We start from the raw sequence: 22,823 nt of genomic DNA on the forward strand, positions 1-22,823 counted from the left end.
CCCCGGCGAAATACTTGGCCGCCTTGCGCAGGATGTCGCGTTCGGTGGTGAGCTTCTTCTCGCTGGCCTCGAGCTCGCGCACTCGGGCTTCCAACTGGGCGATCCGCTCGGCGGCCTCATCGGCCGCGCCGGCGGGCTGTTGACTCCGGGCGGTGGTCGAGCCGGTCGGCGGTCTACCCGGTGCCTCACCGCGCTGAGCACGCGCTCGTACCACCCACTCGCGCAGGCTGCCCCTACTCACTGCCAGGTTGGCGGCGATGCCCTTGTAGGTCGCCCCGGGTGTGGACTCGTACAAGGCCACGGCATCGGCCCTGAACTCGTCGCTGTAGTCCTTCAACGCCATCGGCGGTCTTCTCGCTTCCTCTGGATCAAGCAAGATCCAGTATCAGCGTGTCCACCACTTGGGGGGAGTTCCCATCTACGCCAGGCTGTCAGATGCCCAGCGGGAGCCGAATACGCTGTGGGCCTGGTCGGAGACGACTCAGCACCAGTCCATCGGCGCCCTATATGCCCAGCTCGGCGACACTGAGAAGGCCGAACCGGCACTGGCCCACGCATCGGGGCTGTGCCCCGCATCCCGACCCGTCGCCCAAGCTCAGATCATGATGTGGCACTCCCTGTGCAGGATCAACGATGGGGATGTCACTGACGGCCTCGGCCAGGCAGTCGAGGCGGTATCGGTGTTGCCCGAGGAACGGCGGACCCTGCTGGTACGGCGGAGCGCCGTAACCATCCTGCAGACCATCCCCAAGCAGGCGCACAGCCTTGACGCGGCACGAGAGCTGCGCACTCTTACCGGGATGGCTTAGACCCTTACCGCTCCCCAGAACGACGGCACGAGGGGCATGACGCCACGCTGGTTCGCAATACCGCAGTAACCCACGCCAGGAGCGGCAAGCAGGCAGGACACCGGCGAAACGCCACGTCTAAGGGCGCGGCCGAGCGCAGTGGGGCGGCGATAGGGCCTGCCGTAAAGGCGACCACGGCCAAAACGCACGGCAGACGAGGGGCACCCCACGTCGGGCGGAGCCCGACACAAGAAAGGCGTCCGAGCGGAGCGAGGGCCAAGCCCTCAGGGCGCGAAGCGCCGTCAATACCCGAAGGGCACTGGTCGGTGCCGGGAACGGCGAGCAGGCAGCGCACACGCGAAACACCGGTTTCAAGGGCGCGGCCGGGCACGTGGGGCGGTGGTAGGGGCCTGCCGTAAGGGGGCCGGGGCTGGAGCGCAGGGCACATGTCGAGCCCCGGCGTCGGGCGGAGCCCGACATCGGAAAAGCGTCCGAACGGAGCGAGGGCCGAGCCTTTAGGCGCGAAGCGCTGCCAATGCCCGAAGGGGTACGAGGGGTGGGTCATGGGAGGGGGGAGGGGTGCTTGGGTTCTTTGCTCTGGGGCGGGATGCGGGCGAGGTGTTGCTGGAGTTCGATGTGGCGGAACTGGTAGTAGGGGCCCTCGGTGCGCAGCAGGCCCAGGCGGTGGGCGTCCTCCAGGAAGCCCATCGCGCGCAGTGGCAGCCGCCCCCTGGAGGCCAGGCGCGGGATCGTCAGCTTGTAGGCCAGCCAGGCGTGGTGGCTGCCCAGCAAGAGGCCGAACAGCAGGCCGAGCAGCAGCCCGCCCACGATCGCCACGCTCGGGCTGAGCTGGGCCTTCAACGCGATGGCCCCGCCCATCAGGCCGACCACGAGCCCGCTGACGATCCGGATCACCGTGAGGTTCCTGTCGGCCTGCCAGGTCGAGCGCGGGCTCCTCGCGGTGGCCTCGGTGGTGGGGTGCTCGACCCAGCGGATCAGGCTGAGCACCACGACGAACCCGATGCCGGACAGCAGCCCGATCTGCCAGGCCGCCTCCAGGCCGACCCGCAAACCGAACACGGGACTCGCCATCAGCCAGCCGACCAGCGCGCCCAGGGCGCCGACCAGCAGCCCGTCGCGCAGCACCCGCAACAGCTCCGACAGCCTGCCGCGTACCTGGAAGTCGGCGTGCCCCGGCGACTCGCTGAACCAGGACCCGGTGACGAACATGACCACGCCAGCGACCGGCACGCCGATCAGCGCCCCGACGAGCGGCGACCCCGCCAGCACCGCGAACGCCACCCCGACCACCGCGCCGCTGGCCACACCGGCTCCGATCCGTACGCCACGGCTCGGCGTGTGCCGGGCCAGGTGCCACCAGGCGACGTCGCGTGAATCCTCCTTGCCGATGGTGAGCTGGCGGGACAGGTACGCAAGCCAGCGGCCCACTTCGTCGGCCCGCCACATGTGCTGCGGCCGGAACGGCTGCGCCGGGCCTTCGGCGGGCGGGCGCGCGCTCACCAGGGCGGGGATGAGCTGGTCGCACAGGTGGTCGTGCAGGTCGGCCGCGGTGCCACGGCCGAGCGCGAGCAACGGGGCGGGGTCCGCCCGGGGCGCGATGTAGGTCGCGCGGACCAGCCAGAGCCCCAGGGACGTGGACGTGACCTCGGACAGCGCCGGTACGGCTCCCGCGCGCAGCTCGCCGAGGACGCGCGGCCAGGCCGGGTGCGGCACGGGGGGCAGACACGCCCGCAGGTACTCGGAGGCCGCGGCGGCGGTCATGGGCTGTGGTTCGATGACCGCCGCCGCGGTGAGGACGTCGCCGATATCGTGGACGGACTCGGCGAACTGCTCCGTCCGGCAGGTCAGGATGAGCTGGTCGTTCTCGCACATCGAGCGGTTGAGGGCGGCCAGCATGGCGGCGCGGGCATGGTCGGGCAGCTCGTCCAGCCCGTCGATGACGGGCAGTACCTCGCCACGGGCCACCAGCGTCTCGGGGATGGCGGGCCCGAGGCCCTCGGCGCGCAGCGCGGGGTAGTCCATCGCCACGCTCTCGGCCAGCCAGTCCTGGATCCGCGGGTGCAGCCGGTCATCCCAGCGAGCGGCCGACAACAGCACCGGGACGTGCTCCTCGGGCTGCCGGGTGCGCAGCAGTTCGAGGACGAGTTGAACGGCCAGCGTGGTCTTGCCGGTGCCCGGCCCGCCCAGAATGACCAGCCTGCGGCTGCGCAGGGCACGGAAGTTGCGGGCCATGTCCTCGATGTGGACGCCCAGGCCGGGGAAGGCCACGGTGCCCCTGGCGATGATCTCGGGGTGATCGGCCAGTTCGCGGTGCTCGGTGGAACGCCAGGGCAGCGGCATGGGCTCGGGGTCGCACAGCGAGCGCAACACCGTCTCATCACGCCACTGCTGGGCCACCAGGCCGGCCAGGATGTCCTTGGCGGTGCCGATGTCTGCGGAGGTGGGCGCGGGCGGCGGCGTGGCGCGCCTGTGCCACCAGGCCAGGAACTGCACGAGGCCGTTGCCCAGCGACACCGTACTGAGCGCGGCCGTGATGAGCGAGGCCGTGCCGATCGTCACGGCCGCGCCCCCGCCCAACTGCGGTGCCAGGAGCAGAAAGGCGGCCGACAGCGCCAGGAGCAGGGCGCCGATCGCCACGGACGCCCTGGCCCTGCGATTGTGCCGCCAGTATCGGCCAGCCATGAAACCATTATGCCCACGTTTCCGCCGGGCCCGGGGATTGCTTATTCTCTGCGCACGGTCGAGAATGCGGAAAAAGCGGTCCGCCGGTTCAGCAAGTGGTCAATTCAATGGCATCGGGCGGAAAACCCGCCGTGCCCGGGCGGTGGCCGGGGAATCGGTTTTCCGCGGCGAACGCGGCGGCCCGCCCCCGGGGGCCGGGCACGACCAGGTTGCCGTCGGTGACCAGCATGAACCGCTCCAGCCCCGGCACGATCACGTGGACGGCGGTGATGCCGCAGGGCAGCGTGCGGACCGTACGCCGGTACGCCGGGCGGCCCAGCATCGCGACCACCGTGCGGATCTGGTCCCGGAGCGGCCCGGGTGGCGCGGTCGCCTGCGGGAGGGGCACCGGGCGCGCCGCGCGCAGCGGGCCGGTGAGGTCGAAGCGGCCGCAGGCGTGCAGTGCCGGATAGGCCGCCAGCCCGGCCAGGTCGGCGCGTGGCGGGCTCGCCGGGCGCGACCATGCCTCAGCCAGGGTGGTCTGGACGAGTTCGGTGAGCGCTCGCCAGGCCGCGTGGGCGGGAGTGAGCGAGGTCCCGCTGCCGCGCCGGTGTGGACGGCGGCCGGTCGGGGCCGTGTAGGCGAGCATGGTGGGCACGCCGATGTCGCTGGTGATGTCCAGCAGGTGCACCGGTGACCCGGTCAGTTCTTCCGCCGTCGCGTACGCCCGCGCGAGGCCGTGCGGGAGCGTCTCCGGGTCGATGAGCCTGAGCACGGGGGCCGTCCGGCCGAGGAAGGCCCGTACCAGCAGCAGGGAAAGCGCGTCGCGCTCGATCGCCTCGTTGAGGGCGTGCAGCAGCGCCTCGGCGGTGTTCACCCCGGCGGCCGAGCCGCTGTTGCAGGTGTAGCGCATGAGGTGGGTGTAGTCGCAGTCGTCGCCCGCCAGGCGGCGCGGCCCGGCCGCGCCGGTCTCGGTGTACCAGGGGGCGGACAGGAACAGCGGCACGGGCAGCGCCGCTCCCCCGCCGAAGGCGCGGTAGCGCAGACAGGCCATGCCGCTGCCGGGCATCCGGGCCAGCAGCGGCGCGCATGACTCCGCACGCAGCGGCCCTTCCGCGAGGCGGGCCGGCGCGACCCGCGTCAGCGTGGCGGGGTCGAACCCGGCCGGTCCGGTGAGGTAGTGCTCGACGGCCTCGAAGCCCGCGCCCACCCGGGCCTGCTCCGGGTGCCCCTTCCCCATCCCGGACGCGACCGGCCCGGCAGGCCCGAGCAGCCCGCACCACCACGCGGTGGGATCGCGGCCCTCCCCCACGTCCACCAGCTCGGCGCGCAGCCCGAGCGCGGCCGAGGCCGCCGCGACCCTCCGGGCGGCCTCGGCCGTCGGCACGGCCCGCTCGTGGACACCGGTGAAATCGCCGTCATCGAACGGCATCGCCGCTCGCCACGGGCGGCGAGCCCACCAGCCCGGACTCAGGAAGCAGGTCGGCGAGAACGTCGATCTCGGCCTGGGTCAGGTGCTGAGTCCGCCGATCCAGTGACTCGGCCGGAATGTAATCCACTACTTTTCCCATGAGACCCTCCCCATGTATTTCACCTACCATTCTATCCCCCGCCAAGGGTTAACAGGATTTAGCAAGAATTTGCCGGGCGGTGAGCGTGCGGGGAAAGGCGGGCGGGTATGCGGGAAGCCGACGGATACTCGAAGCGGCGGACCGTCATGGATATTTCACCAGAAGTCCGGGAAAACAGGGTGGGGCACAGCAGGGCGGCCGCCGAGCGGTACCGCCGCAGTGACCCCCAACGCCACGAGGCGCGCCTACGGCAGGAGCGGGGCGAGACCTTCCCCGACTCCCCCGGCATGCTCGCCGCCCGCGCCACCCGCCTCATCCAGCGCAACGGCGTGCCGGTCGAGGCGGCGCTGGAGGCCACCAGGGGCGACAGCCTGGACCGGCCCCGGATGCACGAACGCATTGTCGGGGTCGCCAAGGACCTGCAGGCGTGGAGCTTCCTCCCGCGTGGCGTGCGGGCCGCGCGGACCGTGGCCCGGATCTCGGTCCGCGAGAACGGCCGCGAACTTCCGATCGGCACCGGCTTCCTGGTGTCACCGCGGCTGCTGCTGACCAACCACCACGTGTTCCCCGGCGCCGGGGCGGCGACGCAGGCCGTCGCGGAGTTCGACGCGCAGGTCACCATCGACAACGTGCCCGGCGTCTCGACACGGTTCGCCCTCGACCCCGGCGGCTTCTTCCTCGCCCACCCCGACCTCGACTTCGCGCTGGTCCTGGTGGCCCCGGACGCCGACGGCCGCCCGGCGGGCGAGACCTTCGGCTGGAACAGGCTCAGCGTCCAGACCGGCAAGCTGGTCATCGGGGAGCCGGTCAACATCATCGGGCACCCCAACGGACGGCTGAAGGAGATCTCCATCCGGGAGAACCGCCTTGAGGTACGGCTGGACGCCTTCCTCCAGTACCAGACCGACACCGAGCCGGGCAGTTCCGGTTCCCCGGTGTTCAACGACCAGTGGGAGGTGACCGCGCTGCACCACAGCGGCGTGCCGGAGACCGACGACAAGGGCCGGATCCTGCGCCGCGACGGGCGCGTCTGGCAGGAGGGCGACGGCGACGACGCCGTCCACTGGATCTCCAACGAGGGCGTCCGGATCAGCGCCATCCTCAAGCACCTCGCCACGCTGCCCCTGGACGACGCCGCCCGGGCCCTCCTCGCCGAAATGGGCCCGGAGTCCGGCCTCCAGCGCACCACCGTCACCCCCACCGAGAGGCCCGGCGGGATCGGCCCGGCCGTGGGACGGGGGTCGTTCGGTGCGGGGCGGCGGCTGGTGTTCCTGCATGGCCGGGGCCAGTTGACGCAGGACCCCGCACGGCTTCGCCGGTACTGGGCCGCCGGGCTGAACGGCGGCCTCACCCGGGCGGGCCTGGCTACCGTCGCCCCCGAAGACGTCTGGTTCCCGTACTACGCGCCGCGGCTCGCCGAGGCCATGCGCGCCAAGGAGTCCCGCCCGCCCCCGGCCTGGGAGGCCACCGGCGACGCCGTCGCGGCCGGTGCGCCGGGTTCCACCGCCGCGCGGAGCCTGTACGGGGAGCTGATCGTCGAGGCGTCGGCCAGGGCCGGGATGCCGCCTGGGGGGCCCGCCGGGGCGGAAGGGCTCGCCGACACCGTGCGCGCGGGACTCAGCTGGCTGGCGAACACCACCGGACTGGACCGGCTGGTGATCGCCGGGATCTTCGGGGACGTGGCCGCCTACCTCGACGACCGGCGGATCCGCGAGGCCGTCCTGGAGTGCGTGCTCCAGGCGATGCCGCAGGACGGCCGGCTGGTACTGGTCAGCCACAGCCTCGGCACGGTGGTCGCGATGGACCTGCTCACCCGGCTCGGCCCGGACGCCGGCGTCGAACTCCTGGTCACCGCGGGCAGCCCGCTCGGCATGGACGCCGTCTACCGGCGGCTGCTCGCGGGCGGCCCCGGGCGTCCGGATCGGGTGGCCCGCTGGGTCAACACCTGGTGCCCGCTCGATCCGGTCGCCATCGCCTGCCCGCTGCGCGACCACTGGGCGGGGGTGGCGGCCGAAATCCCGGTCGCCAACCCGGCGAGCCGGGCCCACGACATCGAGGAGTACCTGGCCCACCCCGAAGTCGCCGAGGCGATCGGGACCTCGCTCGCCGCCCCGGCCCCCACCTGAAAAGCAGGGCTACGAGGTCGCCGCCTTCTTGGCGATGGCGTGCAGCATGAGGCGGCGGATCGCGCCGCTGAAGGGCCGGATCAGCCGCCAGTACGCGAGCATCTTGCGCCGGGCGTCCGCGTCGTCGGCCGAGACCCAGGTCTCGGTGCGCAGCAACGTGCCCTCCCCCGCCGGGATCACCTCGAACACCGACGCCGACTTGGCGAAGCCCGGCACCGCGTAGTCGCGGAACCGCTCCGGCGGGCACGAACGCCGGTGGTCCTCCGACCGCAGCCGCCAGAACTGGCTGATCGAGCCGAGCACGACGTACCGCTGCGGCTCGTCGGCCAGTTGGAACCAGCCCCGGCGGATCATGGTGTTGATCATGCTCGGCGACCTGTTGGTGAAGGCCGCGCCGCCCTTCGCCGGTAACGACCGGATGCCCATGAGCACCCCCACCAGCGGAAGATCCGCCGGAGACAGGGCGTTCAGCGCCTGCCAGACCGCCTCGGGCCGCTGCCGTATGTGCAGCTCGTGACACTCACCGGCCAGCGGCCGCGGTATGAAGCTCTCCAAAACCTTCGGCATCTTCTCATCCTTCTTCCGAATCATCGGGTGACCGCGCCTTAGTTGGCGAGATGGGCGAGCTTGTCCGGGTTGGCCATGCCGTAGATGTCGCGCACCCGTCCGGAGGGGTCGGTGTCGATGGTGACCACCACGAGGGGCCGGCCGCCGTCGATCACCAGCGCGGTCGGGCTCCCGCCGGGGCGCGCCCAGCGGACCTCGTACCCGGCGAACCGTGGGCCGACCGCGGCGAGCAGCCGGGCCACCTTGGACGCGCCCAGTACGGGCCGCAGCGCGGCGCGGGCCCGGCCGCCGCCGTCGTTCCACAGGGTCACCTCGGGCGCGAGGACGTCCAGCAGGCCGGACATGCTGCCCCCGACGGCCGCGTCCACGAACCGCTCCGCCGCCACCTGGGCGTCCTGCTGGTCCGCGTTGAAGCGGGGCCGCCGCGCGTGGACGTGCCCCCGCGCCCGGTGCACCAGCTGGCGGATCGCGGCGGGCGTCCTGTCCAGGATCCCGGCGATCTCGTCGTACTCGTACGCGAACGCCTCCCGGAGCACGAACGCCGCCCGCTCCAGCGGTGACAGCGTCTCCAGTACGACGAGCAGGCCGAGCGCGAGGCCGCCGCGGCGTTCCAGCCGCTCGGCCGCGTCCTCCTCGGTCCACAGCGGCTCCGGCAGCCACGGTCCGATGTAGTCCTCCCGGAGCCTGCGCACCTTGCGCAGGTGCTCCACCGCGCGGTGCACCGCGATCCGCATCAGGTACGCCCGAGGATGCTCGATCTTGGCGTGGTCCACCTTCTCCCAGCGCAACCAGGTGTCCTGCACGACGTCCTCGGCGTCGGCCACGCTGCCGAGGATGTCATAGGCCGCGGCGAACAGCAGGTTGCGGTTGGCCGCGAAGACGGCCACGGCCGCCGGCTGGTCCGGGATGTCGACGTTCACCACGTATCCGCTCCCCTCCTCTCGTCCGCCGCGCTCTTCCCCGGCTCCTTCCACCGGCCGTTCGGTCATCGCGTCGTACGAGGTCATGCTGCGTTCACTTCCGTCCCCCTGCCTTCCGCGCACGCGGGCGTTCGCTCATGAGACAGAACTCCGGCCCGCACTGTGACATCCGGGGCCGGAATCTTCCGATCGAATCCGGGGCGGTGGCCCGCGTGTCACAGCGGGCGGCGTCCGGCCGTCTGATCGTGGCGTGGCCCGGTACTTCGCCGGGGTCGCAGGAGGGAGCAGGTGAGATGACGTTGACGAGGTCGGATGCCCGGCGTGGGGGCCGGTTGCGCGCGGCCGGTGCGGCGGTGCTGGCGGCCGGGCTGCTGCTGACGGCGGCGTGCGGGCAAGGCGCGGCCCCCGCGAGCGCAGGCGCTTCGGAACACGCGGCGCAGCGGCATCTGTTCGTCGTGGTGGGCGGTGACAAGGTGACCGGGCCCGACGTGATCGAGGCGCGCACCGGCGAGACCGTCCAGATCGTGGTGACCTCGGACGTCGCCGACGAGCTGCACGTACACGGCTACGACCGCACGGCCGAACTGGTCGCCGGACGCCCCTCGACACTGACCCTCGCGGCCGGTCTCCCCGGCGTCTTCGAGGTCGAGGTCCACGAGAACGGGCTGCTGCTGACCCGGTTGCGGGTGCGGTGAAGACCGCGCGGCCCGGCCTCCGGAAAGCCGGAGGCCGGGCCGCGCGGGTCTCCCGCCCAGGTTCACATCCGGACGCGGCTCCGCTGCGCCGCGGAGGGGGCGGTGGTACGGGCCTCGGCGCGAGCCTCGGCCTTGGCGCGTGCCTGCGCCGCGCCGACCTGCCTGCGGTGCACCACCAGCCCGGCCAAGGTGAGCAGGGACACCAGACCGAGCTGCCACCAGGTCTGCGGGCTGCCGCCGAGTTCGAGATCGGCGGCGTGGTTCACCGCGTGCAGGCTGTTGGTGACGAAGAACCCGATCAGGACGATCGAGAGCACGTCCCCCCACACCAGCGCGCACAGCATCATCAGGCCGATGCCGATCTGGAACACCCCGGCGTCATGCAGAAAATGGATATGATTGGGGAACTGGGCGAACTCCGCGAAACTCGCCGGGTCGATGCGCATCCACACACCGAAGACCAGCATCATCATGGCACCGACCACCGTGGCCAGCCCGATGAAGAACTTCGCGGGGCCGTTATGGCCCTTCAGCATTCCGGGTCTCCCTTCCGCCGCGCGGCGCACCGCCGCCATCGCCGCGTTCGCGCGACCATCGATCTCTTCGCCCGATAGGACGACCGGGCCGGGGCGGCTTGTGACATGACCCGCGCGGCCGGACCTCCTCGATACGGCCATAAAACGCAGGATTCCGGTCAAGATCCGTCGGCGGCAGGTACGAGGGCTCAGGATGAGGACATGCCAACCGAGAAGACGATCGCGTTCGTGCTCTACCCCGGCTGCACCATCCTCGACATCGTCGGCCCGCTCCAGGTGCTCTCGACGCTCCCCGCGTTCCGCCCGGAGTACCGGGCGGTCGTGGTGGCCGAGCGGCTGGAGCCCTTCGAGACCGACACGCCGTTGCAGGTGCGCGCGAGCCACACCTTCGCCGACGTCCCCGCGCCCGACGTGGTCGTGGTGCCCGGCGGCGGAGGGCCCACGCTGCGCGCGCTGACCGACGAGACGCTGCTCGCGTACCTGCGCGGGGCCGCGCCCGAGGCCCGCCCCACGGCCTCCGTGTGCACCGGCGCGCTCATCCTCGGGGCGGCGGGGCTGCTCTCGGGACGGCGGGCCACCACGCACTGGGCGATGCTCGACGCGCTGCCGGAGTTCGGCGCGACCCCGGTCCGCGAGCGGTGGGTCTCGGACGGCCCGGTCCTGACCGCGGCCGGGGTGGCGGCCGGGATCGACATGGCGCTGCACCTGACCCAGGAGCTCGCGGGCGAGGAGGTGGCCCGGTCCGTGCAGTACTTCATCGAGTACGACCCGGAGCCGCCGCTCGGCGGGCTGGACTGGGACAAGGCCCCGCGCGCGCTGGGCGTCATGGCCGGGGAGAGGTGGGTGCGCGACGGTCTCGGCGAACACCCGCTCGCCGAGCGGCTGGTGACACGGCTGAAGTCCGGCTCTTGAGGGGCGGGGGCGTACCGCCGCTCAGCCCGCCGACATCAGGGTGATCCCGATGCCGGTGTAGACGACCATGAGCGTGAGCATCGGGTACTGCCCGGTGCGCATGTCGCCGGGGCGGACCACGACGAGCGCCCGGTCGTGGGCGGACACCACCCCGGCGATGTGGCCGAGGACGATCGCGGCGATCTGGACGACGACGATCAGCGACGGCGTCAGCACCGTGTAGTCGACCCCGGCTCCGGCGATGCCGAACAGGTCCCAGCCGCGGCCGAACGGGTCGGTGGCCAGCAGCCAGCCGCGCTGGCCCTCGAAGACGGCGAAGGAGAAGTAGTGCGCCACGCCGTACCCGACCATGAGCGGCACCAGCGAATGGGTGAACTGGTGGTCCGGGCCCGCCGCCGACGGCCGCAGGTAGGGGCGGGTCATCCGGAGGGCGTCCCGGTAGGCCAGGAAGTTGAGCGCGATGACCAGCCCGAGCGCGGCGGTGGCGAGCAGCGTGGTGGCCGGGCGGCCGAGCGCGCGGGTGAGGTCGATCCAGAGTGACAGCCTGCTGAGTCCGTCGAACATGGTCCCGCCGAGCACCACGAGCGCGAGCGCGGTGTGCCCGGCGTCGGCGCGACCGGCCCGCAGCCCGGCCGCGGGGGTGCGCAGCACCAGCCGCCCGGCGGGGTCCCTGCCGAGCGGGGCGAGGGTGGCGAGCAGGCCGGAGTACACCTCGAAGGTGTCCGCGCGGTCGAACCACCGCGGGCCGTAAACCGCCCCGCCCACCGTGTGCGCGACCGCGTAGCCGGTCACGAACAGGGCCACGGCGCGCGGGGAGCCGGGGTGCGGGGAGGCCAGTTCCAGCCAGAGGAAGGCGACCATGCCGGCCAGGCTGAACAGGTGCCCGATCCGCTCCGGCGGCCCGTCCCGGCGTACGGCGGGCGGCAGGCACCGGCGCGCGAGGGCGGACAGCGGGCGCAGCGGATTGACCAGCCGCCAGATCGGCCCGAACAGCAGCGAGGCCGGGATCAGACCCACCCAGAACCACACATAGAACCACGCGGGCGCGGGGTTCGCCGCCGGATCGTCCGCCCCCAGCCACGCCGTGGCCAGCACCAGACCGAACCCGGCGAGCCCGCCTGCCCGCAACGCCCGGCGTACCCAACGCGCGTCCGCCGCCCTCCGCACGACCGCCGGCAGCGACGCCTCCGCCGGCCCCGATCGCGGCCGGGGCCGCAGCACCGACACGGCGAAGAACGCGATCAGCACCGCCCCCGCCCCGGTATAGAGCGCCAGCCACAGCGGTATCGGCAGATCCGCCCGCCCGCCGATCCCATGAGCCAGGATCACCGCCACACCCCTCCCCCGTCGTCCATCACCCAGCAGACGCCCCCGCTCTCTCGCGTGTGACAGGCCCGGGGTGGTGGGGGTGGGCGTACTCGTGCTCCGGGGCCGGCGGCACCGGAGACACCGGTGTCCCAGGGGTGACAGCCATGGCGCAGGCATCCGTCCCGGACAGCCGGACGACGAACCGCGTGTATCGGCCGAGCGAGCGGGATGACTCAGGAGGCCGCGGACACCTGGGCGGCGGTACCGGCCCCCATCACCGGGGCCTTGGGGTGGGCGTACTCGTGTCTCGGCCGGGTACCAGGCGGGCCGGGCGACTCGGGCTGCTTCGGGCAACCTGGCGGCGGTACCGGCCCACATCGCCGGGGCCCAGCGAGAGGTGGAGCGGCCGGGTGGGTCAGGCGTCGTTCGTGGACAGGTGGGCGGTGGGGCGTGTCGCCGGGGTCTCTGATTCGCGCCGGGTGAGGACCAAGGGAGCGTCCTCGGTGATGGCCACCGTGTGCTCGCTGTGGGCCGTGCGCGAGCCGTCCGCGGACCGGATGGTCCAGCCGTCGGCGTCGTAGATGATCTGGTCGGTCGTACGGGCGAGCCAGGGTTCGAGGGCGAGGGCCAGGCCCGGCCGGAGGGTGAGGCCGCGGCCCGCGCGGCCCTTGTTGGAGACGTGCGGCCCCTCGTGCATGGTGCGGCCGATGCCGTGGCCGCCGAACTCGGTGTTGACCGGGTAGCCGTAGTCGCGCGCCACCGCCCAGATGGCCGCCGAGATGTCCCCCACGCGGTTGCCCGGACGGGCCACCGCGATGGCCGCCTCCAGCGCCTCTTCGGTGGCGCGGATGATCCGCAGGTCCTCCTCGGCGGGAGTCCCCACGATGATCGTGCGCGCCGAGTCGGCCACCCAGCCGTCGATGCCGACCGCGATGTCCGCGCTGAGCACGTCACCGTCGCGCAGCGTGTAGTCATGAGGCAGCCCGTGCAGCACGGCGTCGTTGACCGACAGGCAGATCACATTGCGGAACGGACCACGTCCGAAGGACGGCGCATAGTCCCAGTAGCACGACTCCGCCCCGCGCCGTTTGATCATGCCGCGCACATGGTGCTCAAGGTCAAGGAGGTTGACGCCCACGTCGGCGAGCCGGCCGACCTCGGAAAGCACCTCGGCGACGAAACGCCCGGCCACATGCATGCGTTCTATCTCCGCAGGCGTCTTGAACTCGATCACGGGTACCTCGCTCAGCAGGGAGTTGGTATTACTATACCGGCACCCTAACACTTGCCGGTATAGTAATACCAGCCCTATCCTGGGGGCATGGTCCGTCAACCGCTCACCCCTGAGCAGATCGAAGCCGGCAGGCGTCTCGGCGCCCTGCTGCGCCATGCGCGCGGAGGACGCGACCTGGCCGAGGTCGCCCACGCGGCCGGCATCTCGCCCGAGACCCTGCGCAAGATAGAGACCGGACGCCTGCCGTCCCCCGGTTTCGGCACCATCGTCTCCCTCGGCGAGGCGCTCAACGTGCCGGTGGAGGAGCTGGCGGCCACCTGGCGCGGCAGCCACCTTCCGCTGGAAGCCGTCTCCTAGGCGACGGGTGACGGGGGACCGGTGGCCGTCAGCAGGTGATGGTGGCCTCTCGGTCCACCCATATCTGGTCGACGCCCTTGTTGCCGTTCACCGAGGCGAAGAGCGTGCCCTGGTAGTGCCCGCTGACGCATGGCACCGTACTGCTCGCGGAATGGGACTTCGCGGGACCGGTTCTTTCGCCGAACCACTCGTCGTAAGGGGCATCGTTGTCGGGCTCCAGCCAGATGACCAGCCAATCGACTGTGGCCGGAGCGGATTCGGAGCATTTCGCGCCGCCATTGAAGCGCACCTTGCCGTCCACCACGTGCGGAGTGTCGAAGAACACCTCGCAGCCCGGATAGACCTCCGACACCCGGGTTCCGCTTCCAGGTCCGTTCGTCCCGGGCGACAGCGGGGTGGCGCTCGCCGCACCGACTCCACTCGACGTGATGGTCAGCAGCCCGGCGGTGATGGCCGCGGCCAGCGTGGCAGATGTTCGGAGCCGATTCATGAGTCCTCCGATCGGAAGCGATTTCCTGTACGCCCGACCATATACAGCCAATGGAAATAGGCGATATTTCTTATGATTTTGCGCATGAACTCGGTGATCTGAATGGCGGCCACGGCCGGGAGAATGGCATAGACGACCCGAAATCGGCCGCACCCTATAAACTTTATTAGTTAGGGCGGCCCGCCCCGTTCATACGCAGACGAGATTTACGGTCCGCGCTTATCCTTCATCACATCGCGGCTCCCCTGTCGCGATCAACGAGGAATCGGCGTACGTCCGACAGGCCGGGCCTGTCGATCCCGTCCAAGCCCGTCGATCCGCTGGGATCATGAGGGCGTGGAGCTTCGCCAGCTTGAGTACGTCATCGCGGTCGCGGAAGAGCTGCACTTCGGCAGGGCCGCGGCCCGGATGCACGTCACCCAGCAGTCGGTCAGTGAACAGATCCGCAGGCTGGAGCACCAGATCGGCGCCCCGCTGTTCACCCGTACCAGCCGCCGGGTGGCCCTGACCGCCGTGGGCGAGGCGTTCCTGCCGGAGGCCCGCCGGGCGGTGGCCGCGGCCCGGAACGCGCTCGACGCGGGCCGCCGCGCCGCCGTCGCCCCCGCGGGCGAACTCCGCATCGGTCACGCCGAAGACCTCGGCCCGCGCCTGTTCCAGCTCGCCGTACCCGCGTTACGCGCCCGCCTGCCCGAAGTACGGCTGGCACCGGCCCCGATGACCACCTTCGACCAGCTCAACGCCCTGGGTGACCACCGCCTGGACATCGGCTTCGGCTGGAACGCGGAGGCCCGGCCGGGTCTAGAGTCCCTGCTGGTGGTCCGCGAACCGTTCGTCGTCGCCGTGGCCACCGGCCACCCCCTCGCCGCAGAAGCGGCGATCGACCCGGCATGGCTGTCCCATCAGCCGATCATCGTGAACGAGCGGGCGCTCAACCCCTGGCTGCACGATCACATCGTCGGCCGCCTGCGGGCGCGCGGCGCCGCGGTGACGATCCACCGGGAGATCTCCAGCCTGGACCGGCTGCTGCCGCTGGTGCTCACCGGCGCGGCCATCGGGATCACGGTCGCCGCCTCCGCCGCGGCCCGGCCGTTCGCCGGTGTGGTCTACCGGCCCTTCACCGACCCGTCCCCGCTCGCCGACCAGCGCATCGCCTGGCGGCGGGACACCACCGCGCCCGCCGTCCTGGCGTTCGTCGAGATCGTCCGCGAGCTCCGGGACGCGGGGGCGTTCGTCCCGGGCGACCCAGGTCTGCCCACCCCAGAGGCGGGCACACCAGGCCACCTCGCACACACCCCGCGCCAGGACCATGAGACCACTACCGGGACGCCGGCCGAGTGCCGGCCGCGCGATTGACCGCGGCCGCGTAGGCGGACTCCATCTGGGCGGTGATGGTGGGCCCGTCGGGTGCCGGTCGTAGGCGGGCCCCAGGGCCGAGGTGGGTTTCGCGGAGTTCGTCCATGAACGCCTCCAGGGCCTGCGGGCCGCCGGCGGCGAGCACCGCTCCGCGGGCGGCGTACTCCTCGCCCACCGGAAGGTGCCGCATCCCCCAGTCGCTGAGCTGGACGAAGACGGGCAGGAGCTGGATCGCCCGCTCGGTCAGGCCGTAGGTGACCTTCTGCCGGTGCGAGGGGTCCTCGGCCTTGGTCAGCAGCCCGTGCTCGACGAGCATGGCGAGCCGGTCGGCGAGGATGTTCGACGAGATCCGCTCGGGGCCATTGAGCAGTTCTCGAAAGTGCCGTGCGCCGGTAAAGATCGTGTCGCGGAGGACCAGCAAGGTCCAGCGGTCCCCGAAGATCTCCAGCGACAGGTTGATCGGGCACGTCGATCGCATGTCCTTCCGCACCGCACTCATCTCCGAACCAGTTGCGTTTCGCAACATACTCTCCTAGCGTGAGCCCAGTTGCAAAACGAGAGCAGTTGAGAGGTACGCATGTCGCTACAGAACCCGCCCGAGGTGGTGTCACGTGAGGAGTGGCTCGCCGCCCGCAAGAGGCTGCTGGTCCAGGAGAAGGAACTCACCCGGGCCCGGGACCGGGTGAACGCCGAGCGCCGCCGGTTGCCGATGGTCCGCATCGACAAGCCGTACACGTTCGAGGGCCCGCACGGGAGCGTGAGCCTGCTCGACCTGTTCGAGGGGCGGCCCCAGCTGGTCGTGCACCACTTCATGTGGATCAACGACCTCGACGCCGAAGGGAACGAGCACCCTCGCGACACCGGCTGCCCCAGTTGCTCCACCGCCGCCGACCGCATCGGCGAGCTGCGGCAACTGCACGTCCGCAACACCACGCTGGCCGCGGTGAGCAGGGCGCCGTATGACAAGATCGCCGCGTTCCGCGAGCGGATGGGCTGGACCTTCCCCTGGTACTCCTCCTACGGCAGTGACTTCAACTACGACTTCCACGCGACCGTCGACGACCGGGTCGCCCCGGTACGGATCTACTACCGCGACGAGGCCGAGCTGGCCGAGGCGGGCATGCCGTGGTCAGCGGACATGCGCGGCGACTGGCCGGGCATCAGCGCGTTCCTCCAGGTCGATGGCGTCGTCTACCACACCTACTCCACCTTCGGCCGCGGGATCGAGGAGTTCCACATCGGCTACCCCTACCTCGACCTCACCGCCCTCGGCCGCCAGGAGGCCTGGGAGGAGCCGAAGGGGCGCGCGACCCCACTCGGCCTGGAGGTCGGCGGCCCCGCCCTCCGCCTGCCCGACGAGTACGGCGGGTCCTAGATCATGTTGACGCCCCGACGCGGAGTCAGGCCGAGTCGCCTGGGCCACCGGCTTCCTGAAGCCGCCGGTGGTCAAGGACACCATGGCGCCACGGGAGGCGGCCCGCCTCTGACGGCACCGGGCGGTGGGCTCGCGGCTACCGGACCTCGCGCAGCCAGGTCTCGAAAACCACCAGGCCGGGGAACCGTTCGCGCAGGGCCGGGAGGTCGGCCTGGTAGCCCTTGTTCTCGAACCACTCGAACATGGTGGCGGCCTCCTCCGCCTCGGCCCGCAGTTCTTCGAGGGACTGCCGGACGAAGCGCGTCGGTACGCCTCCGACCCGCGTCAGCACCTCGGCGATCTCGGTGACGGTGAGTTCGTCGCCCGCGATCTCGATCCGCCGCCCCAGGAACTCCCCGGGGGCGCAGAACACCTCGGCGGCGATCCGGCCGACGTCGGCCTGGCCGATCATCTGCAGCTTCGTGTCCGCGCTCAGGGCCAGCGGCACGACGCGCTCGCCGCTCCCGTCGGGCTCGGGGACCATGTACGGCCAGTTCTCCATGAAGAAGACCGGCCGCAGCACGGTGGCGGGCACGCCGATCGCGGCGATGTGCCGCTCGACCTGCGCCTTGGTCTCGAAGTGGGCGATCCCGGATCGGCGTTCGGCGCCGCCGACCGAGCTGTAGACCAGGTGGGGCACGCCCGTTTCCAACGCCGCGTCGGCCACGGCCACGCCCTGGCGTACCTCGGTCCCGCCGTACGGATCGGCGAAGTCGGCCGGTTGCACGCTGAACACGCCATCGACGCCGGTCATCGCCTTGCGCAGCGCCTCGTCGTCCTCGAAGGTGCCCGTGGCCAGTTCGGCACCCGCGGCGGACAGCGCGGCGGCCTGGTCCGTGTGCGGGTCGCGCACCAGCGCGCGGACGCTCCAGCCGCGCGCCAGCAGTGCGCGGGTCACCGCTCCGCCCTGTCCGCCGGTCGCGCCCGTGACCAGTGCGATTCGCCCGTTCGGCATTACCCCGTTCCTTCCCATGTTGTTGGTATGCCAACAACACCGTATCCGCTAGCATGTTGGCATGCCAACAAGGGGCGGGGCCCCGCATCCCGGAGTCGAGGTGACCGGCGCGCCGCTCGGCTCGCTCCTGCTGCAGGTCGTACGCCGGCACGCCGCGCTCGCCCACGAACTCCTGGCCCGGATCGGGGTCACGCCGCCACAGGAGCTGGTGCTGCTCTATCTGGAGGACCACGGCCCGGTCCAGCAGTCGGAGCTGGTCCGCTTCCTCGGCCGGGACCGCTCGACGGTCTCGGTGACCCTCGGCGCGATGGAACGGGCCGGGCTGATCACCCGCTCGCCGTCCGAGACCCACCGGCGGGCCATGCTCGTCCGGCTCACCGGCACCGGCCGCGACCTGTGCCCGCGCATCCGCCAGGCCTGGGCCGAGCTGGAGGACCGCGCCTTCGGCGGGCTGACCACCGAGCGGCGGGCCGAGCTGGCAGCCGGCCTCGCCACCGTGCGCGACGCGCTGGACAGGAAGTGATCACGGGCCGGCGGGGTGCGCCGGCCCGGGTGGGGACTACCTGACGCGGGCGGCCAGGCCCTCGTGGAGGTTGCGGTAGACCGGGGTCCAGCCGAGCTCGCGGGTGGCCTTGGCGTGCGAGACGCGCATCTTCGTGTCGATCAGCAGGCAGCCGAGGTAGGGCACGGCCAGGCGGATCATCCACTGCGGGGTCACCACGGGACGCGGGGTGCCGTGTGCGCGGGCGACCGTGGTCAGGAAGTCGCGCCAGCTCATCGGCTCGTCGTCCACGATGTTGTACGCCTCGCCCGCCCGGCCGCGTTCCATGGCGGCGACCGCGGCGGACGCGGCGTCGTCCACGTGGATGAAGCCCGTGATCCCCGTCCTGCCCCGGGGCAGCACCGGGGCGTGCTTGCGCATCATGTCGGCGAACATGTCGCTGAACGCGTTCTTGCCGTAGAACATCCCGTACCGCAGCGCGATGCCCTCGATGCCGTCCGCCGTGAACACCTGCCGCTCGGTCGCCACGCTGGAGTCGGTGACCAGGTCGCCCACCGTACCGACGTGCTTGCCGAACTCGTCCTCCTCGGTCAGCAGCCGGTCGCCGTGGTCGCAGTAGCCGTACCCGGTGATCAGTGACTGGGTGACGAACCGGCGCGCGCCGACCACGCGCGCGGCCTGCAACAGGTTCTCCGTCCCCTTGCCGCGCAGCGCGATGGTGAGGTCATCGGGCCGCAGCTTGCGCGGGGCGCCGCGCAGCGCCGTGGCCTGGTGCATGACCACGTCGGCGCCCTGGCCGTCGACCGCGCGGAGCAGCGCTTGGCGATCCAGTACGTCGGCGATCACGGGAATCGCGCCGTGGTCGGTGATGACCTGCCGTTTGGCCGGATCGCGGATGATGGCGATCACCTTGTGCCCCGCGTCGGCCAGCGCGGACAGCAGCGGAACCCCGACCGCGCCGGTGGCCCCTGCCAGCAGAACCCTCATCGCGCCCGCCTCCCCACCGTGCGGATGACGCCGGGCGGATCGGGCGCCTTCGAGGCCACGACCGCGTTCGCAATGGCCCGTACCATGACGACCTCCATATCTGACTTACCGGATTTGATTGCACCCAATACGACAAGCTGACGGGGCCTCACTGTGACATGGCGGGCGAAAACGGCTTTCCATGACAACACCGGAAGGTGGCCCCACAGTGACCGAGATCACCTCATGGATCGTCACAGCGGCCGCGCCGAAGGTCATCTCCATGGCCGTATCGCCGGTCGCCCCGAACCGCGGCGGCGGCCCCGAGATCTTCCAAGGAGCGCCGATGACCACCACCATGACCCCGCTGCTGTTCGTGCACGGCTTCTGGCACGGTTCCTGGTGCTGGAGCGAGGTGCTCGCCCATGTCGCCGACTCCGGCCGGCAGGCCCTGGCCGTGGACCTGGCCGGGCACGGACTGCGTGCCCGCCGGCCGGAGTCGGTCACCGCCCGCCCGTTCTCCGCGGAGGGCCTGGCCACCGAGAAGTCGCCGGTGGCGGACGTCGATCTCGACCAGGCCGGTGACCTGCTCGTCTCCCAGATCAGGCGGCTGGGGCGGGGCGGGCCGGTCACGGTCGTGGCGCACAGCATGGGCGGGTCCGTCCTGACGCGCGCCGCCGAGCAGGCCCCGGAGCTGGTCGCGCACGCGGTGTACCTGGCGGCGTTCATGCCCGCCTCCGGCGTCTCGGCCATGGAGTGCGCCATGATGCCGGAGAACGCGGGCGAGCTGATCGCCCCGTCGGTGCGGGCCGACCCGATGGCGGTGGGGGCGCTGCGGCTGGACACGATCTCGACCGAGCCCGAGTACCGCGACCAGCTCCGCCGGGCGTTCTACGGCGACCTCGACCCGGCCGACGCCGACGCCGCGCTCGGGCTGCTGACCCCGGACGCGCCCGCCGGGATCGCGCTCGGCAGCACCACGCTGACCGGCGACGGCTGGGGGTCGGTCCCCCGGACGTACGTGGGGTGCGCGCAGGACATGACCATCCGCCCGCCGCTCCAGCGGAAGTTCATCGACGACGCCGACGCCGCATTCCCCGGAAACCCGACCCTGACCCTCGGACTGGACTCCGCGCACTCGCCGTTCCTGTCGATGCCGGACCGGGTCGCCGAGATCGTCGCCGGGCTCGGCTGAGCACCCGATCAAGAAATTAGACCGTTCCGGTCGTTCCAGAATCGGGGTATTTCCTCGTCAACTACTCGGCCGAGGAGTAACATCCCGTCGGCGGCGTAGGGCGGGGGCCGATCGCCCTACGCCGCCCCGGCTTCCCCCCGTCCAGGGGTATATGCCCGGAGTGACCTCATCAGAATGGGATCGCACGCAACTCGCCGTCGCCGAGTACACCAGCCTGCGTGCGGAGATCGTCCAGCTCACGGAGTTACAGACCCAGATCATCGGCGGGGCGGTGGTGGCGCTCGGCGTCGTGCTCTCCGTGGGGTTCGAGGCCGGCAACGCGGCCGTCGTCCTCGTCTACCCGTTGCTGTCCCTGGTGTTCGGGATCGTGTGGCTCTACAAGGCGCATCTGATCGCCAGGATCGCGGCCTACCTGCGCGAGGAGGTCGAAGGCCGGGTCGGTCGCGGCGATCTCGGCTGGGAGCGCTTCGTGCGTACTCACCCGCTGCCGCACCGCCTGCTGGCGTACTGGGGCCTGCGCTCGGTGTTCCCGGTGACCTCGGTACTCGCCATCATGGCGAGCCATGCGGCAGGCCCGGCGCGTTCGGCGCCGATCGTGCTTTACACAGCGTCCTGCCTGGTCACCGCAGGTACGTTCGCGATCTTCGCCGTATGGCGCGAACCGGCCCCGGAGATCGCCGGGGCCGGTTCGCGGTGGGGGGGTCAGAAGGGGTAGGCGGGGGGTTCGCCGCGCATGGTGATCCAGCGGGTTTCGGTGAACGCCTCGATGTTGGCCCGGGCGCCGCCGAAGCGGGAGCCGGTGCCGGAGGCGAGGACGCCGCCGAAGGGGGCGTTGGCCTCGTCGTTCACCGTCTGGTCGTTGATGTGGACGATGCCGGTCGGGATGCGCTCGGCGGCGGCGAGGCCGCGCATCACGTCGCGGGTCACGATGCCCAGCGCCAGGCCGTACTCGCTCGCGGTCGCCAGCCGGATCGCCTCCTCCGTCGAGGTGACGCGGGTGATGGGCGCGACCGGGCCGAACACCTCCTCGGCGAACGCGGGCGCGGTCAGCGGGACGTCGGCCAGCACCGTGGGCCGGTAGAACAGCTCTTCGTAGGCCCCGCCGCCGGCGAGCCGGGCGCCCTGCTCGACGCTGGTGGTGACCAGGCGGTGGATCTTGTCGCGCTGTCCCGCGTCGATGACGGGGCCGAGCGCGACCTCGCCCGCCGCCGGGTCGCCCACGGTGAGCGCGGCGGCCTTGTCCGCCAGGCGTTCGACGAACGCGTCGTACAGCCCGTCGGCGACCAGGTGGCGGCCCGTGGTCATGCAGATCTGCCCCTGGTGGAAGAACGAGCCCCAGGCGGCCAGGGTGGCGGCCTGCTCCACGTCCGCGTCGTCGAGGATCAGCAGCGCGGAGTTGCCGCCGAGTTCGAGGTGCGCGCGCTTGAGGTGCCGCCCGGCGAGTTCGCCGATCCGGCGGCCGACCGCGGTGGAGCCGGTGAAGGAGATGACCCGCACGCTCGGATGGGTGATCAGGGCCTCGCCGACCTCGGGGCCGCCGGGCAGCATCTGCAGCACGCCCGGGGGCAGGCCGGCCTCCTCGAACACGCGGGCCATCAGGGTGCCGCCGGTCACCGCGGTACGCGGGTCGGGCTTGAGGATGACCGCGTTGCCGAGCGCGAGGGCCGGGGCCACCGAGCGGATGCCCAGGATGATGGGCACGTTGAACGGCGAGATCACCACGACCACCCCGGCGGGCATCCGCCGGGCCATGGACAGCCGCGGCTGCTCCGTGGGCAGGATCTCGCCGATCGCCCGCCCGGGCAGCCCGGCGGCCTCGTAGCACTCCTCCGCCGCGACGTGCAGCGAGAAGGCGGCCATGCCGGGGACCGCGCCGACCTCGCGGATGTTCCAGCCGCTGATCTCCTCGGCGTGCCGCTGCCACAGGTCACCGGCCCGGCGCAGGACGGCGGCGCGGGCGGTGTGCGGCATCGCCGCCCACTCGCGCTGGGCCTCGGCCGCGCTCGTGGCGGCCTCGGCGACGTCCTCGGCCCCCGCCTGTCCCATCCGGCCGAGTTCGGCGCCGGTGGCGGGCTCGATGACGGGGTAGTCGCCGCCCCGCCCGGCCGTCCACTCGCCCTTCTTGAAGATGTTCCCCTGCCAGTCGACGCCGTCGAGCAGTGTCACTGCGTTCCCTCTCCCTTGACTGGTGACTTACTGAACCTTTTTCAACCGGTCGCTTGGACCAGGCCAGGGGCGCCTCCACCGGACTC

The 22,823-nt window shown here is 71.6% G+C and carries 23 protein-coding genes; 9 read left to right on the plus strand and 14 right to left on the minus strand.

Annotated elements, in window-relative coordinates:
• From DP939_RS32015 to DP939_RS46410, 4 genes are all read right to left on the minus strand, one after another.
• Window positions 1–343, minus strand: a 343-nt coding sequence (locus DP939_RS32015; RefSeq protein ID WP_147268220.1) for a transposase, incomplete at its 3' end; no start/stop codon positions are given.
• A gap of 1,006 nt (window positions 344–1,349) precedes the next feature.
• Complete coding sequence (locus tag DP939_RS32025) at window positions 1,350–3,491, minus strand: NACHT domain-containing protein (protein ID WP_113984580.1); 2,142 nt, start codon at window positions 3,489–3,491, stop codon at window positions 1,350–1,352.
• 88 nt (window positions 3,492–3,579) lie between these two features.
• Window positions 3,580–4,902, minus strand: a complete 1,323-nt coding sequence (locus DP939_RS32030; protein ID WP_113984581.1) for a YcaO-like family protein — start codon at window positions 4,900–4,902, stop codon at window positions 3,580–3,582.
• Window positions 4,889–5,041 carry a hypothetical protein gene (locus DP939_RS46410; protein ID WP_158578804.1) on the minus strand — a complete coding sequence of 51 codons (153 nt, stop codon included), beginning with the start codon at window positions 5,039–5,041 and terminating at the stop codon, window positions 4,889–4,891. Before DP939_RS46410 ends, DP939_RS32030 begins: the two co-directional genes overlap by 14 nt.
• A 179-nt stretch (window positions 5,042–5,220) precedes the next feature.
• Here DP939_RS46410 and DP939_RS32035 point away from each other — a divergent pair, with 179 nt between their 5' ends.
• Entirely contained in the window at window positions 5,221–7,167 is a 1,947-nt protein-coding gene (locus tag DP939_RS32035; RefSeq protein WP_225878632.1) for a trypsin-like serine peptidase, read from the plus strand.
• A 9-nt stretch (window positions 7,168–7,176) separates the two neighbouring features.
• Here DP939_RS32035 and DP939_RS32040 read toward each other — a convergent pair whose 3' ends face one another.
• Window positions 7,177–7,734 (minus strand): hypothetical protein, encoded by a 558-nt coding sequence (locus DP939_RS32040; RefSeq protein WP_113984582.1) that lies wholly within the window; start codon window positions 7,732–7,734, stop codon window positions 7,177–7,179.
• A gap of 38 nt (window positions 7,735–7,772) precedes the next feature.
• On the minus strand, window positions 7,773–8,741 hold the full coding sequence (gene sigJ / locus DP939_RS32045) for an RNA polymerase sigma factor SigJ (RefSeq protein WP_225878633.1): 969 nt from the start codon (window positions 8,739–8,741) through the stop codon (window positions 7,773–7,775).
• 206 nt (window positions 8,742–8,947) lie between these two features.
• On the opposite strand from sigJ, the gene DP939_RS32050 reads away from it, so the two are divergent.
• Window positions 8,948–9,349 carry a cupredoxin domain-containing protein gene (locus DP939_RS32050; protein ID WP_113984583.1) on the plus strand — a complete coding sequence of 134 codons (402 nt, stop codon included), beginning with the start codon at window positions 8,948–8,950 and terminating at the stop codon, window positions 9,347–9,349.
• A gap of 62 nt (window positions 9,350–9,411) precedes the next feature.
• Here DP939_RS32050 and DP939_RS47180 read toward each other — a convergent pair whose 3' ends face one another.
• On the minus strand, window positions 9,412–10,047 hold the full coding sequence (locus DP939_RS47180) for a hypothetical protein (RefSeq protein WP_199565554.1): 636 nt from the start codon (window positions 10,045–10,047) through the stop codon (window positions 9,412–9,414).
• A gap of 39 nt (window positions 10,048–10,086) precedes the next feature.
• On the opposite strand from DP939_RS47180, the gene DP939_RS32060 reads away from it, so the two are divergent.
• Window positions 10,087–10,797, plus strand: coding sequence for a DJ-1/PfpI family protein (locus DP939_RS32060; RefSeq protein WP_113984584.1), 711 nt, complete (start codon window positions 10,087–10,089; stop codon window positions 10,795–10,797).
• A gap of 21 nt (window positions 10,798–10,818) precedes the next feature.
• On the opposite strand, the gene DP939_RS32065 is transcribed toward DP939_RS32060, so the two are convergent.
• Together DP939_RS32065 and map are read right to left on the minus strand one after the other, a co-directional pair.
• The gene (locus tag DP939_RS32065) at window positions 10,819–12,132 is read right to left on the minus strand and encodes a hypothetical protein (protein ID WP_199565555.1); all 1,314 of its coding nucleotides are present in this window, start codon (window positions 12,130–12,132) and stop codon (window positions 10,819–10,821) included.
• Between the two features lie 388 nt (window positions 12,133–12,520).
• Complete coding sequence (gene map / locus DP939_RS32070) at window positions 12,521–13,339, minus strand: type I methionyl aminopeptidase (protein ID WP_113984585.1); 819 nt, start codon at window positions 13,337–13,339, stop codon at window positions 12,521–12,523.
• Between the two features lie 87 nt (window positions 13,340–13,426).
• On the opposite strand from map, the gene DP939_RS32075 reads away from it, so the two are divergent.
• Window positions 13,427–13,696 carry a helix-turn-helix domain-containing protein gene (locus DP939_RS32075; protein ID WP_113984586.1) on the plus strand — a complete coding sequence of 90 codons (270 nt, stop codon included), beginning with the start codon at window positions 13,427–13,429 and terminating at the stop codon, window positions 13,694–13,696.
• Window positions 13,697–13,724: 28 nt separating this feature from the next.
• On the opposite strand, the gene DP939_RS32080 is transcribed toward DP939_RS32075, so the two are convergent.
• Entirely contained in the window at window positions 13,725–14,186 is a 462-nt protein-coding gene (locus DP939_RS32080; protein WP_147268221.1) for a hypothetical protein, read from the minus strand.
• A 336-nt stretch (window positions 14,187–14,522) separates the two neighbouring features.
• On the opposite strand from DP939_RS32080, the gene DP939_RS32085 reads away from it, so the two are divergent.
• Window positions 14,523–15,539: a LysR family transcriptional regulator gene (locus DP939_RS32085; RefSeq protein ID WP_158578806.1), complete on the plus strand. Its 1,017-nt coding sequence runs from the start codon at window positions 14,523–14,525 to the stop codon at window positions 15,537–15,539.
• Here DP939_RS32085 and DP939_RS32090 read toward each other — a convergent pair.
• A complete protein-coding gene (locus DP939_RS32090; protein WP_199565556.1) occupies window positions 15,502–16,038 on the minus strand; it encodes a winged helix-turn-helix transcriptional regulator in 537 nt (178 codons plus the stop codon). The genes DP939_RS32085 and DP939_RS32090 overlap by 38 nt on opposite strands.
• 78 nt (window positions 16,039–16,116) lie before the next feature.
• Here DP939_RS32090 and DP939_RS32095 point away from each other — a divergent pair, with 78 nt between their 5' ends.
• On the plus strand, window positions 16,117–16,914 hold the full coding sequence (locus DP939_RS32095; RefSeq protein ID WP_113984590.1) for a DUF899 domain-containing protein: 798 nt from the start codon (window positions 16,117–16,119) through the stop codon (window positions 16,912–16,914).
• Window positions 16,915–17,050: 136 nt separating this feature from the next.
• On the opposite strand, the gene DP939_RS32100 is transcribed toward DP939_RS32095, so the two are convergent.
• On the minus strand, window positions 17,051–17,908 hold the full coding sequence (locus DP939_RS32100; RefSeq protein ID WP_113984591.1) for an NmrA/HSCARG family protein: 858 nt from the start codon (window positions 17,906–17,908) through the stop codon (window positions 17,051–17,053).
• A gap of 61 nt (window positions 17,909–17,969) precedes the next feature.
• Here DP939_RS32100 and DP939_RS32105 point away from each other — a divergent pair, with 61 nt between their 5' ends.
• Entirely contained in the window at window positions 17,970–18,431 is a 462-nt protein-coding gene (locus DP939_RS32105; protein ID WP_113984592.1) for a MarR family winged helix-turn-helix transcriptional regulator, read from the plus strand.
• Window positions 18,432–18,467: 36 nt separating this feature from the next.
• On the opposite strand, the gene DP939_RS32110 is transcribed toward DP939_RS32105, so the two are convergent.
• A complete protein-coding gene (locus DP939_RS32110; RefSeq protein ID WP_113984593.1) occupies window positions 18,468–19,397 on the minus strand; it encodes an NAD-dependent epimerase/dehydratase family protein in 930 nt (309 codons plus the stop codon).
• Between the two features lie 208 nt (window positions 19,398–19,605).
• Here DP939_RS32110 and DP939_RS32115 point away from each other — a divergent pair, with 208 nt between their 5' ends.
• Both DP939_RS32115 and DP939_RS32120 read left to right on the plus strand, forming a co-directional pair.
• Window positions 19,606–20,571 (plus strand): alpha/beta fold hydrolase, encoded by a 966-nt coding sequence (locus tag DP939_RS32115; RefSeq protein ID WP_199565557.1) that lies wholly within the window; start codon window positions 19,606–19,608, stop codon window positions 20,569–20,571.
• A gap of 160 nt (window positions 20,572–20,731) precedes the next feature.
• Window positions 20,732–21,286 (plus strand): hypothetical protein, encoded by a 555-nt coding sequence (locus tag DP939_RS32120; protein ID WP_113984594.1) that lies wholly within the window; start codon window positions 20,732–20,734, stop codon window positions 21,284–21,286.
• Here DP939_RS32120 and DP939_RS32125 read toward each other — a convergent pair.
• Window positions 21,274–22,737: a benzaldehyde dehydrogenase gene (locus DP939_RS32125; protein WP_113984595.1), complete on the minus strand. Its 1,464-nt coding sequence runs from the start codon at window positions 22,735–22,737 to the stop codon at window positions 21,274–21,276. The two genes, DP939_RS32120 and DP939_RS32125, sit on opposite strands and share 13 nt — an antisense overlap.
• Window positions 22,738–22,823 lie beyond the last annotated feature (86 nt).

Origin of the sequence: Spongiactinospora rosea, assembly GCF_003315795.1 — a bacterium.
Taxonomy (GTDB): Bacteria; Actinomycetota; Actinomycetes; order Streptosporangiales; family Streptosporangiaceae; genus Spongiactinospora; species Spongiactinospora rosea.